Origin of the sequence: Cryobacterium cheniae (assembly GCF_004403395.1) — a bacterium.
Lineage (GTDB): Bacteria > Actinomycetota > Actinomycetes > Actinomycetales > Microbacteriaceae > Cryobacterium > Cryobacterium cheniae.
The window spans coordinates 1-11,882 of record NZ_SOGN01000025.1; the positions used below are offsets into that span (position 1 = coordinate 1).

11 protein-coding genes are annotated in these 11,882 nt (G+C 69.2%); 3 read left to right on the plus strand and 8 right to left on the minus strand.

Features of this window, described 5'->3' with window-relative positions; genetic code table 11:
• Positions 1–78: 78 nt before the first annotated feature.
• The gene (locus E3T23_RS04260) at positions 79–552 is read right to left on the minus strand and encodes an 8-oxo-dGTP diphosphatase (protein WP_134369172.1); all 474 of its coding nucleotides are present in this window, start codon (positions 550–552) and stop codon (positions 79–81) included.
• A 61-nt stretch (positions 553–613) separates the two neighbouring features.
• On the opposite strand from E3T23_RS04260, the gene E3T23_RS04265 reads away from it, so the two are divergent.
• Positions 614–868 (plus strand): mycoredoxin, encoded by a 255-nt coding sequence (locus E3T23_RS04265; protein WP_134369173.1) that lies wholly within the window; start codon positions 614–616, stop codon positions 866–868.
• A 134-nt stretch (positions 869–1,002) separates the two neighbouring features.
• Here the strand turns inward: E3T23_RS04265 and E3T23_RS04270 are convergent, their stop codons facing one another.
• The 5 genes from E3T23_RS04270 to E3T23_RS04290 form a co-directional block, all read right to left on the minus strand.
• A complete protein-coding gene (locus E3T23_RS04270; RefSeq protein ID WP_134369174.1) occupies positions 1,003–2,031 on the minus strand; it encodes a 6-phosphofructokinase in 1,029 nt (342 codons plus the stop codon).
• A gap of 112 nt (positions 2,032–2,143) precedes the next feature.
• Positions 2,144–4,324, minus strand: a complete 2,181-nt coding sequence (locus E3T23_RS04275; RefSeq protein WP_134369175.1) for a DEAD/DEAH box helicase — start codon at positions 4,322–4,324, stop codon at positions 2,144–2,146.
• A gap of 204 nt (positions 4,325–4,528) precedes the next feature.
• Positions 4,529–4,864, minus strand: coding sequence for a DUF6804 family protein (locus E3T23_RS04280; RefSeq protein ID WP_134369176.1), 336 nt, complete (start codon positions 4,862–4,864; stop codon positions 4,529–4,531).
• A complete protein-coding gene (locus E3T23_RS04285) occupies positions 4,864–6,750 on the minus strand; it encodes a DUF2207 family protein (protein ID WP_134369177.1) in 1,887 nt (628 codons plus the stop codon). Before E3T23_RS04285 ends, E3T23_RS04280 begins: the two co-directional genes overlap by 1 nt.
• Positions 6,751–6,786: 36 nt before the next feature.
• The gene (locus tag E3T23_RS04290) at positions 6,787–9,015 is read right to left on the minus strand and encodes a heavy metal translocating P-type ATPase (protein WP_255570647.1); all 2,229 of its coding nucleotides are present in this window, start codon (positions 9,013–9,015) and stop codon (positions 6,787–6,789) included.
• Between the two features lie 97 nt (positions 9,016–9,112).
• On the opposite strand from E3T23_RS04290, the gene E3T23_RS04295 reads away from it, so the two are divergent.
• Positions 9,113–9,391: a metal-sensitive transcriptional regulator gene (locus E3T23_RS04295; RefSeq protein WP_134369179.1), complete on the plus strand. Its 279-nt coding sequence runs from the start codon at positions 9,113–9,115 to the stop codon at positions 9,389–9,391.
• Positions 9,392–9,500: 109 nt separating this feature from the next.
• Entirely contained in the window at positions 9,501–9,668 is a 168-nt protein-coding gene (locus E3T23_RS15145; RefSeq protein WP_166806198.1) for a hypothetical protein, read from the plus strand.
• 10 nt (positions 9,669–9,678) lie between these two features.
• Here the strand turns inward: E3T23_RS15145 and E3T23_RS04300 are convergent, their stop codons facing one another.
• Together E3T23_RS04300 and E3T23_RS04305 are read right to left on the minus strand one after the other, a co-directional pair.
• Positions 9,679–10,239 (minus strand): GDSL-type esterase/lipase family protein, encoded by a 561-nt coding sequence (locus E3T23_RS04300; protein WP_134369180.1) that lies wholly within the window; start codon positions 10,237–10,239, stop codon positions 9,679–9,681.
• A gap of 76 nt (positions 10,240–10,315) precedes the next feature.
• The gene (locus E3T23_RS04305) at positions 10,316–11,866 is read right to left on the minus strand and encodes an SDR family oxidoreductase (RefSeq protein ID WP_134369181.1); all 1,551 of its coding nucleotides are present in this window, start codon (positions 11,864–11,866) and stop codon (positions 10,316–10,318) included.
• Between the last annotated feature and the right edge of the window lie 16 nt (positions 11,867–11,882).

Sequence of the window (11,882 nt, forward strand, 5' to 3'; positions counted from 1 at the left end):
CGTCGCGCGCGTGCCGCGCCGCTCCGCGCGTGGCGTGCCACCCGCGCGGCGGCGCGGCTACCGCGCGGCGGCGCAAGTTCAGAGCCGGTCGACCACCGTGGCGAGGTCCTCGCCGAAGGTGAAGGTGGCCCGCACCGGGATGCCGGCGAGCACGCCCGGCAGCCAGTGCCGGGCGTCGTCCCACATCTCATCGACCGGCAGCGTGGCCACGTCGAACCAGACCGGGTTCAGCTCGTCGGACTCGCGCGGGGTGCCGCTCCACTGCGTGCAGACGAAGACGCTCGATTCCTGGCTCCAGGCCTCCCGGTGCGGAAAAAGGTAGGTCAGCAGACCGAGCGGGGTGAGAGCGGATGCCTCGACGACCAGGCCGGACTCCTCCTCGATCTCCCGCACCATCGCCTCCACGGCCGACTCGCCCGCCTCGAGCTTGCCGCCCAGGCCGACGATGTTGCCGAGGCCCAGGCCCTTCTTCTTGCGTCCCAGCAGCACCTGCAACTCCCCCGACGGGGATCGGCGGGTGAGGTAGCAGACGCACACCTGGGGAAGAGCCATGCACCAATGCTAACGAGATGGGGCGGAGCTCCCGGCCAGCGCGACTTGTTAGGCTGCCCCCATGAACTTCGTGCCTGAATCCGGAACCATAACCATGTTCACGACGACCTGGTGCGGCTATTGCACGCGCCTGAAGACCCAGCTGGTCAAGGCCGGCATCGGCTTCACCGAGATCAACGTGGAAGAGGTCGAGGGCACGTCGGAACTCGTGATGAGCCTGAACAACGGCAACCGCACGGTTCCGACCATCCTGTACCCGGACGGCTCGAGCGCGACGAATCCGTCCCTGGCGCAGGTCCAGGCCAAACTCGCCTGAGGCGCGCCGCGCACGAACGAGCCCCGGAACGGACGTGGGGTCCCGGACCGATTTCTGCCGGTCGGCGGAGATCGGTCCGGAACCCCTCGGCGCCTGGAACGGGGCGACTCGGTACGGAGCGGCTCGGTACGGGACTAGCCGAACAGCACCGCGGCTTCGTCGTAGCGCGCCTGCGGCACGGTCTTGAGACCGATGGTCGCGTCGGCGATGCTGACGATTTCCATGTCGGTGCCGCGCAGGGAGACCATGGAGCCCCACTGTTCGGCGTAGACGGCGTCGACGGCCGCCATGCCGAGGCGGGTTGCGAGCACCCGGTCGTAGGCCGACGGGGCGCCGCCGCGCTGGGTGTGGCCGAGGACGGTGGCGCGGGTCTCAATGCCCGTGCGCTCCTCGATCATCGGGGCGATCATTTCGCTGATGCCGCCGAGGCGGGGGCGGTTGAACGCGTCGAGGCCCTTGGTGGAGAGTGCCTCGTCCATGCCGGCGAGCTTGAAGCCCTCGGAGACGACGAGCACGGGGGCGCGGCCGCGGTCGCGCACGTGCATGACCCACTCGCAGATCTGCTCGATGGTCTGCGGCTGCTCGGGGATCAGGATGGCGTGGGCGCCGCCGGCCATGCCGGCGTGCAGGGCGATCCAGCCCACGTGGCGGCCCATGACCTCGACGATCATACAGCGGCCGTGGGACTCGGCCGTGGTGCGCAGACGGTCGATGGCCTCGGTGGCGATCTCGACGGCGGTGTTGAAGCCGAATGAGTAGTCGGTGGCCTCGAGGTCGTTGTCGATGGTCTTGGGAACGCCGACGATCTGGAGTCCGGCATCCGTCAGACGGCGTGCCGCGGTGAGGGTGCCCTCGCCGCCGATCGCGATGATCGCGTCGATCCCCTCCGCGTCCATGGTCTTCTGAATGTTAATGGGGCCGCCGTTGTCACCCTCGAACGGGTTCGTGCGGGAGCTGCCGAGGATGGTGCCCCCCTGGCGGGAGAGACCGCGCACGCTGTGCCGGTCCAGAGTCATGAAGTCGCCCTCGACCAACCCTTTCCAGCCGTTGCGGATGCCGACGAATTCGGCATCGAGGACGCGGATGCCTTTAAGGACGGAACCGCGAATAACCGCGTTCAATCCGGGGCAGTCTCCGCCGCTGGTGAGGATTCCAATTTTCATTTGTCATTGCTCCTTGTTGCACGAGTAATAGAATTGGCGCCCACACCGCCGCCACTCAATGATGGACCCCAAACGGGGCCCGGTTCAAATCCACGCCGGTGAGGGGCGCGTTCTACAGCTCCCCGTCGAGTGCCAGGGTCAGCAGGTAGATCAGGGCGCTGGCCTGCACGGAATCGGCGGACGAGATCTCTTCGACGGCGCCGTCGAGGGCGCGGGCCGCGAGGCCCTGCTTGCTGCCGATGAGTTCGGCGATGCGCGCGTCGATGGTGTGTGCGGCGATGATCCGCCAGGCGGTGACCGGCTCGTCCTGGCCGATGCGGTGCACCCGGTCGATGGCCTGCGTCTGCTCGGCCGCGGTCCAGCTGAGCTCGGCGAGCACGACGTTGGAGGCGGCCTGCAGGTTGACGCCGACGCCGGCGGCAGTCAGGGAGCACACCACGACGGCCACTCCCGGGTCGTCGTTGAAGGAGTCGATGGCGGCCTGGCGGGCGAGGGCGCTCTGGTCGCCGCGCAGAGAGACCGTGCGCAGGCCGCGCCTGGCGAAGATGTCCTCCGCGGCATCCATCACGTCGATGTGCTTGGCGAAGAACACGACCTTACCGACCGAGTGCGCCAGCTGCACGGCGTAGTCCGCGGCGAGGGCGGCCTTGGCCTGGCCGATCTTGCGCACCATGGTGAAGACGTTCTCACCGGTGGTCTGCCCCTTCGACTCCTCGAGTTCGGCGTGGGCGACCGCGCGGATGAATGCGGCACGCTGCTCGCCGTCGAGTACCGGCGGTGTCTGGCCGGGGTGGCGGGCGGCGACGAGGGCGTGGTAGCGGGTGACCAGGCGGGCGGCGAGCTCCCGTTCGGCCTGGCGGATGGAGCGACCGAGGTCGTCGTCCAGCTCCACCGGGATGTCGGCGATGCGTTTGGCGGGCAGGTCGGCGGCGACGTCGACCTTGCGGCGGCGCACAATGCCGAGGTCGATCACGGCGGCGCGGGCCTCGGCGTAGAAGCCGGGGTCGGCGGGGGTCAGGCCGATCGCCTCGAGCTTCTGCATGAGCCTGGCGGCGGGCTTGTCACCGTCGAGCCAGCCGAGGAACTGCCAGATCGCCCGGAAGTCGTCGACGTCGTTGATCAGCGGGGTGCCGGTCAGGGCCATCAGCAGCGGGTTGCCGCCGGGTGTGCGGCGCCGGATCTGCTCGGCCAGGGCCAGCACGTGCTTGGAGCGCTGCGACTGCAGGTTTTTGATGAAGTGCGCCTCGTCGACGACCATGCCCCTGAAGCCGAGGGTACCCAGCCAGGCGCGGTGCCGGTCGAGCACGTCGTAGTTGACGATGACGACGTCGGCGAACGCGTCGAGGGTGTCGCCGTCACCGTGGATGACGGTGGCCCGGCGGTTCGGCGTCCACAGTTCGACCTCGCGCACCCAGTTCATTTTGACGACGTTGGGCACGATGGCCAGCAACGGGTAGGACCCGGTGACGGATGCCGCGAGCAGGCTCTGCGCCGTCTTCCCGAGTCCCGGCTCGTCCGCGAGCAGGTAGCTGCGGTGGCCCAGCCGCGCGCTTTCGACGAAGCGGGCCTGGTGGCGCATCAGCTCCATGCCGCGAGGCGAGAGCCGGTCGACGCGGGGAGCCTCGGGGAGGTCCATGCTGGCGGCCTGGCCGCCGGAGCCGTACTCGAAGGACTTGAACAGCGGGCCGATGAGCTCCCAGTTGGCCAGTCGACGGCCGGCGACGACCGGCTGGGCCGCCGCCGCACTGAAATCGGGGGCGAGGAACGGGTTGGCGAGCTGGCGGGCCTTGACCGACTGCGGCATGACCTGGTTCACCGGGACCTCGGGCCGGGCCTCGGGCTCGCGGGTGATGATGAGTTCGTCGGGCGAGAGTTCGGCCCCGGACTCGATCAACCAGTCGCGGCGGAATCGCTGCGCGACCGTGGACACGCCGGCATCCGGTTCCAGAAGGGTGATCAGGCTGGTGTCGCGCGCCGCGGTCTTCGCCAGGATCTGGGCGATCCCGTCGAGTCGCTTCAGCAGTTCCGCGCGGTTCACGTCGGTGAGTTCTTTGTCGCCCTTGACCCGGGCGCGTTCCTCGCGCATGAGGAGCGCGATGACCTGGTACTTGGTGCGGTTGGTCGGGCCCAGCTTGGCGCCGGTCTGCGCCTTCGCCTCCACCTCGCGCACCTTGCGGGCGAGGATGGGGATGATGGGTGCGTCATCGTCACGGGAACGGGGCCGCGATCGTGCGCGCCCTCCGGCGGCAACACGGTTGTTCGAACCGGCGGCCTGGTGGCGGGTGTAAGCCATTCTTCTCCAACTTCACAGCAGCACAGCAGACGGGAGCCGTGCTCGACGTGGTGCGACATCCGTGGACACCGGTGCGATCGAAACGTCGAAGCCTGAATCGAGCAACGTGTCAACCATATTTGAGCCACCGGCATTTGTGATGCAGCGGCACGGTCGAGACGGTAAGCGGGCTATTACGACGTTGGTTCAGTGTACGCCCGCTCGTCAATCCCGGCGCACCGGCACCTTGGTGACCACGCCGACGAGAATGAAGATCAGCGCGGCGATGAACTGCGCGGAGACCCAGCCCTGGCCGGACAGGTCGATGACGACGATCGGGTTCCAGAGCACCGCGATGGGCACAAGACCGATCAGCCACCACCAGGCCTTCGCCTGGATCGCGAAGACGCAGAGGATCAGCGCAAGGATGCTGACCGCGTAGCGGATGAGGATGAAGCCCTCGGAGTCCAGCAGCGCGAGCCCGCCCAGCAGAATGACGGCCCCGAGCAGGCCGGGGGCCAGTGCGGTACGCGTGAATGTGGGTTCGACCGGGGTGCCCATCAGACGCCTCCTCCTCCGCCGCCGCCGCCACCGCCGCCGACCGAGCCACCCCCACCGGAACCGGAACTGGAGGAACTCGACGCGCTTCCCGACCAGGAGGCCGAGGTGGAGCTCGTGAACGAACTCAGCCCGGCGGCGAACCAGACCGGGTTGAACGGAGCGGACCCAGCGTACCAGTCCGGCTGCGCGTCGCTCCGGGCGTAGTAGTCGCCGAGCACCCGCGACCAGTCCTTCTCCTGGCCGAACAGCACCGCGAACGGAAGCAGGCGTTCGTAGAGCTTCAGCACCTGCCCCGGCCGGCCGGGGTCGGGCGGGCCGGGCAGACCGATGACGGATGCGGCGTCCGGGCGGTAGGGCGACCGTAGGGCGCCTTCCGGGCTCTGCAGTACTCGCAGCCGGTCGGCTTCGGCTATGCCGATGTACAGCTTCACGCCGGCCAGGTAGTCCCGCAGCTCGGCGCCGGCCGCGGTGAGCGGGCGCACGCTCGCGGCGACGGCGAGGGTCGTGACCGAGGCGGCGATGCCGAGCACCAGCACGAGGACCGGCCAGCCCCCGCCGACCTCCGTGACGAAGGCCCCGATGCAGCCGACCAGGGTCAGCATGCCGGTCAGCACGGCGCCGGCGAGCAGCCAGCGGCGGAGACGCCCGCCCTTCTGCTCCCGCAACCCGTCGGTCAGCACCTGCTTCGGGACCGCCTGCAGCTGCTTGGTGAGCCCGGCACCCAGCTTGGTGTCCTTCTCCTTGAGGTCGCGGCTCGTGCCCGCCTGCACCCCCGGGAACAGCAACCGGAGCACCGCGTGCTCGGCCGGGTCGACGCCCCGGGTGTGCAGCAGCTCCAGGAGATAGTGCTTCTCACCCTCCCCCTCGCGCACCCGCACGTTGCCGCGCACCGCGAGACTGAGGAACTGGGCGGTCATGGCCTTGGCGCCGGTTCGGGTCACGTCGCCGGCCACGAGCAGGTTCACGCCCTTCGGCGGCAGGTACTCGGCGATGATGGTCGGCCGGCCCGGCGCGTTCGCCCACCGCGTGGCCCGGGCGACGATGGCGCCGACCATACCGAGCAGGCCGAGCAGGGCCGCAGCGAGGCCGATGCCCGGGAACGGGTTCGCCGTGAACGACTGGTCGCGGGGCAGGAATGTTCCGGGCTCGAACCCGACCGCCAGGGTCAGTCCCTCGGCCGGGCCGAGTGCCCCGGCGGTGACCTCGATGGTGACGGCCTCGCCCGCGGCATCCGTCGTCAGTCCGGCGCAGGGATCCGAGGAGTCACGGGAACCCTGGTAGCAGGCCGCCTCCCCCGTGAGCCGGGGCGCAACCTCGGGGTCGACGATGAGGGTGGCGGACACGTCGCCGAACGGCTGGCCCCAGCCGGTGCCGTTGACGTCCCAGTAGAACTCCTGGATCGGGGCATCCGTCGGGTCCAGCGTGACGTCGACCTGCTCATAGGTGATCACGTAGGTCTGCGTTCCGTGCACGAAATCGTCGGCGGCGATCGTCACCTCCAGAAACTGCTGCCCACCGTCTTCGCTGGTCGTAGCGGTTTCGATGTCGCGCTGCTGCCCGTTCTCGTCGGTCACGCTGACCAGGTCCAGGTCGGTCGGATGCCCGTCGTAATGGGTGGGGATGGCGCGCAGGATGCCGCGGTTCTGGTCGGTGTCCGGAAAGCGGGCCACGATCGTCTCGGTGGTGGTCAGGCGCGAGTGCCCGTCGTCGGTGAGGCCCAGCGCGAAATCGGAGTGCCAGGAGTCGAAGGCGAAGTCCTCCACGCCCGCCGACACGGCCCCCGAAGCGTGCACCGGGCCGGCGACCGCGAGCCCGGGAACGGACAGGCCGAGCAGGCCGAGTGCCCCGAGTATGCCTGTGAACAGGAAGAAAACCGCACGACGCATGCCTTCACTCTACTCAGCGCCCGCCGGGAGCGGCGGTTACCGGAAGGTGTTCAGGCGCAGGCTGTTGAGTACCACGAAGAGGCTGGAGAATGCCATCGCGGCGCCGGCGATCATCGGGTTGAGCAGCCCGAACGCGGCCAGCGGAAGCGCCGCCAGGTTGTAGGCGAAGGCCCAGAACAGGTTGCCCTTGATCACGCGCAGGGTGCGGCGGGACAGCCGGATGGCGTCGGGCACGGCGCCGAGGTGGTCGCGCACGATGGTGACGTCGCCGGCCTCGATGGCCACGTCGGTTCCGGTGGCCAGGGCGATGCCCAGGTTCGCCTGGGCGAGCGCGGCGGCGTCGTTCACTCCGTCGCCGACCATGGCCACCATGCGGCCCTCGGACTGCAGGCGCCGGATCGTGGCGACCTTGTCTTCGGGGAGCATGTCGGAGAAGACCTGGTCGATCCCGACGGCGGCGGCGACCTGGCCGGCGGTGCGGGCGTTGTCACCGGTGAGGAGGATCGGGGTCAGCCCGAGCGAGACGAGCTCGGCGAGCGCTGCCGGAGCCTCGGACCGCACGGTGTCGGCGATGTCGAGCACGGCCCGCGCCTCGTCGTCCCAGCCGACCACGACGGCGGTGCCGGTGGAGGCCTCGATGGCCTGGGACAGCAGCGGGTCGAGGGTGCCGGGGAAGAGCGCGGGCCGGCCGACGAGGACCGCGTGGCCCTCGACCGTGCCGGAGACGCCGAGGCCGGCGGTGGCCCGGAATCCGGTCACGTCGGGCAGCGTCGTGGCGGACTCACGCGCCGCGGCGACGATGGCCCGGGCGATGGGATGCTCGGAGGCGCTCTCCAGCGCCGCCGCGTAGCGCAGGGCCATGTCGGTGTCGCCGGTGGCGGTGATCTGGCCGAGTGACATCCGCCCGGTGGTGAGGGTTCCGGTCTTGTCGAGCAGGATGGTGTCGACGCGCCGGGTCTGTTCGAGGGCCTCCGGGCCCTTGATCAGGATGCCCAGCTGGGCGCCCCGGCCGGTTCCCACCAGCAGCGCGACGGGCGTGGCCAGACCGAGGGCACAGGGGCAGGCGATGATCAGCACGGCCACCATGGCGGTGAAGCCGGCCTCGACGGAGCTGCCGGTGGCGATCCAGAACAGGAAGGTGGCCAGGGCGAGCAGGATGACCGCGGGCACGAAGACGTTGGCGACCCGGTCGGCGAGGCGCTGGATGTCTGATTTGCCGAGCTGGGCATCCTCGACGAGCTTCGCCATCTGGGCGAGGCGCGTTCCGGCGCCCACCTGGGTGGCACGCACCAGGAGCCGGCCGCCCTGGGCGACCGTGGCGCCGACGACCTCGTCGCCCGGCCCGACCTCGATCGGCACGGACTCCCCCGTGATCATGCTCAGGTCGACGGCGGCCTGGCCGTCGACCACGACGCCGTCGGTCGCGATCTTCTCGCCCGGACGCACCACGAACAGGTCGCCGATGGAGAGGTCCTCGATCGCGATGCTCTGCTCGGTGCGGGTGGCGGCAAGGAGGTTGCCCGGGCTGCTCGGGCTCTCCCGCACGACCGTGACGTCTTTCGCCCCGAGGTCGAGCAGGGCGTGCAGCGCGGAACCGGCCCGTTTCTTGGACCGTTCCTCGAGGTAGCGCCCCAGCAGCAGGAAGGTGATCACGCCGGCGGCGACCTCGAGGTAGATGTCGCCGGAGGCGTCTCCGCGGCTGATCGTGAACTCGAAGGAGTGCCGCATCCCGGCCATCCCGGCCATCCCGAAGAACAGGGCGTAGAGCGACCAGCCGAAGGAGGCCAGCGTGCCCACGGTGATCAGGGTGTCCATGGTGACGGCGCCGTGGCGCAGGTTCGTGAAGGTGGCGCGGTGGAACGGGAACCCGCCCCACACCACGACCGGGGCGGCCAGCACCAGCGACAGCCACTGCCAGTAGGTGAACTGCAGGGCCGGCACCATCGCGAGCACGATGACGGGGATCGAAAGCGAGGCGCTGACCAGGAGCCGGGTGCGCAGCGGGGTCGACGGAGCCTGCGCCTCGGCCGGCGTCGATCGACGAACGGATGCCGGTTCGACGACGGCCGCCTGGTAGCCGGCCTTGCCGACCTCGGCGATCAGCTCGGCGGGGGTGACCCCCTCGGGGTAGGTCACCCGGGCCCGCTCCGTGGCGAGGTTGACCTGGGCGGTGACGCCGTCCACACCGTTCAGGCGCCCTTCCACGCGGCCCACGCAGCTCGCGCAGGTCATGCCTTCGATGGAGAGGTCGACGGTGTTCGACACGGGTGTCCTTTCGCTCGGGACGGACGCCCCGAGACAGCTTCCCCGAAGATAACAGAATACCCCTCGGGGGTATTCCGATCCACGGTACTCTGATCGCATGATCGAAGACATCAAACGGCGTGCCCTGCACCGTGCCCGCATCCTCGAAGGCCAGATGCGCGGCCTGGAGAAGATGATCGAGAACGAGGACTACTGCATCGACATCCTCACGCAGTCCCTGTCGATCCAGAAGTCGCTCGGCTCACTCAACAAGCTCCTGGTCGACAATCACCTGCAGACTCACGTGACCGAGATGTTCGAGGCGGGAGGCGCGGCTCGCGAGACCGCCATCGCGGAGCTGCTCAAGGTCTTCGAACTCAACAACAACCGGGGCTGATGAACGGCGGAGCGCGCCGCGTTGACATCACCGGGGGAATCCATTAGCGTCTCTGGATGCTCCGAACCCGGGCATCGGTCGTTCCCCCCGAGACGAATTGGTTGTCACTGTGACCTCAGAATCTGCATCCCTGCCGAACAACCCCGGCCACACCGATCATCACGACATCACGAATCTGGTCGGTGTCTACCGTCAGCGCCAGCTCAATCTCTTCCGGGAGCGCCAGCCGGAACTCGAACCGGACGAGCAGATCTCGGCGCACCTCCCCACGCACTGACGCCCCCGCGTCAGATTTGCTGGATCGGGATCGCGCTGCTCGACGGCGGGCGCTGGAACAGGATCTCGAGTGCGGGTTTGAGCTCGCTCACCCAGGCCGCATAGGCCGCGTCGTTCAGGTGCAGCCGGTCATCTGAGTAGGCCGCGTCGATTTCGCCGTCGGGCCGGGCCAGCCGCGACCACAGGTCCAGGTACTGGGCGTGCTGGGTGGGCGCGAACTGGCGCAGGTGGTGGTTGATCGAGCGCACGGTGTCGGCGAATTCGCGTTCGCGCGGCGGCACCGACACGATCAGGATGCGCACGGCCGGCAGGCGCTTGCGCAACGCGCAGAGCACCGTTTCCATGTTGCGCACGATGTACTCATCCGATCGGCGCCAACCCAGATCGTTGCTGCCGACCTGCACCACGACGGCGTCCGGCCGACGGTCGACGACCGCGTCGAGTTCGGCGATGACCTCATCCGTGGTCTTCCCGGTCGCGCCGAGGTTGTGCACGTCGTAGTCGGGAAGCCAGTCCGACCAGAGGCCGTTCGCGGTCAAACCATCCCCGATGAACAGCACAGATGCGGGCATCACAGTCTCCCTCGCGACCCTTCCATAATGCCTCGTCGGCGCCGTACCGGCTAGGTGTTCGCGGGTCCGGTCAGGCTCAGGCGATCCGCTCGGAGGCCGGCTCGTCCGACCTGGGGGCCTCCGTGGCGTTCGCATTGGTCACGGCCGCCTCCACGGCGGCTTCCCCGACGGCGGCCGCCGTGATCCGGTTGGCCATGCCGTTGAAGATGACGCCGTGGAAGGGCAGGATCGCGAACCAGTAGAGCCGTCCGCCCAGTCCCCGCGGGAAGAAGACGGCGCGCTGGCGGTACACCGAGCCGCCACCCTGTGCCGGCTCGGCCGTCATCTCGAGCCACGCCCGGCCGGGAACCCGCATCTCGGCGCGCAGGCGCAGGAACCGGCCGGTGTCGATGCGTTCGACCCGCCAGAAGTCCAGCACGTCGCCCGTGTGCAGGTGGTCGGGGTTGCGGCGGCCGCGGCGTAGACCGACGCCGCCGACGAGCTTGTCCATCCAGCCGCGGATGGCCCAGGCCAGCGGGAACGAGTACCAGCCGTTGTCGCCGCCGATGCTCTCGATCACGCGCCACAGGTCTTCCGGCTTCGCTGCGGTGTGCTTCTCCTTGAGGTCGGTGTAGACGAGGTGCCCGGCCCATTCGGGGTCGCTGGGCAGGGGGTTGCTCGACGCGCCGGCGATCGACGCATTCTGCCAGCTGGTCTCGACGTCACCGTCGCGCATGCGGCCGAGGGCCAGGCGTACGGCGGTGCGGTACCCGGTGAGTCCCTCTGTCGGCTGGGGAATGTACCGGTCGATGTCACGCTCATGCACGACGCAGTCGTTCTGCAGGCTCGCGATGATCGGCACGGCCAGGCTGCGCGGGATGGGCGTGACCAGGTTGACCCACTGCGACGCGAGCCAGGGCGTGAACACGGGCAGGGACGCGATGGGGCGCTGACGCAGGCCTGCCTCCAGGGCGTACCCGTTCATCATCTGGCCGTAGCGCAGCACGTCGGGGCCGCCGATGTCGAAGGTGCGGCTGACGTCGGCGGGAAGCTCCGCCGAAGCGACGAGATAGTAGAGCACGTCCCGCACGGCGATCGGCTGGATCTTGTTGCGCACCCACTGCGGCGCCGGCATGTAGGGCAGCACGTCGGTCAGGTGCCGGATCATCTCGAACGAGGTGGAGCCGGACCCGATCACCACCCCGGCCTGCAGGGCGGCGGTCGGCACGCCGGAATCCAGCAGGATGCGGCCGACCTCGGCCCGGGAGCGCAGGTGCTGGGACAGGTCCTCGGTGTCGGGGTGCAGCCCGCCCAGGTAGACGATGCGGGAGACCCCGGCCTCGGCGGCGGCCGTGGCCACGTTCTGCGCCGCGAGGCGTTCCGTGCTCTCGAAATCGCCGCGGGTGCCCATCGAGTGCACCAGGTAGTAGAGCACGTCGACCCCGGCGACGGCGGATCGCACGCTGGCCAGGTCCCCGAGGTCACCCTCGGCCACCTCCACCTGTCCGACCCAGGGGACATCCTTCAGCTTCTGCGGGGTGCGCACGAGCACGCGCACGTCGTAGCCGTCTTCCAACAGCAGGGGAACGAGCCGGCCGCCGATATATCCGGTGGCGCCGGTCACAAGCACACGTCGTCGCGTCGTCATAGCGAAATCCTAGGGG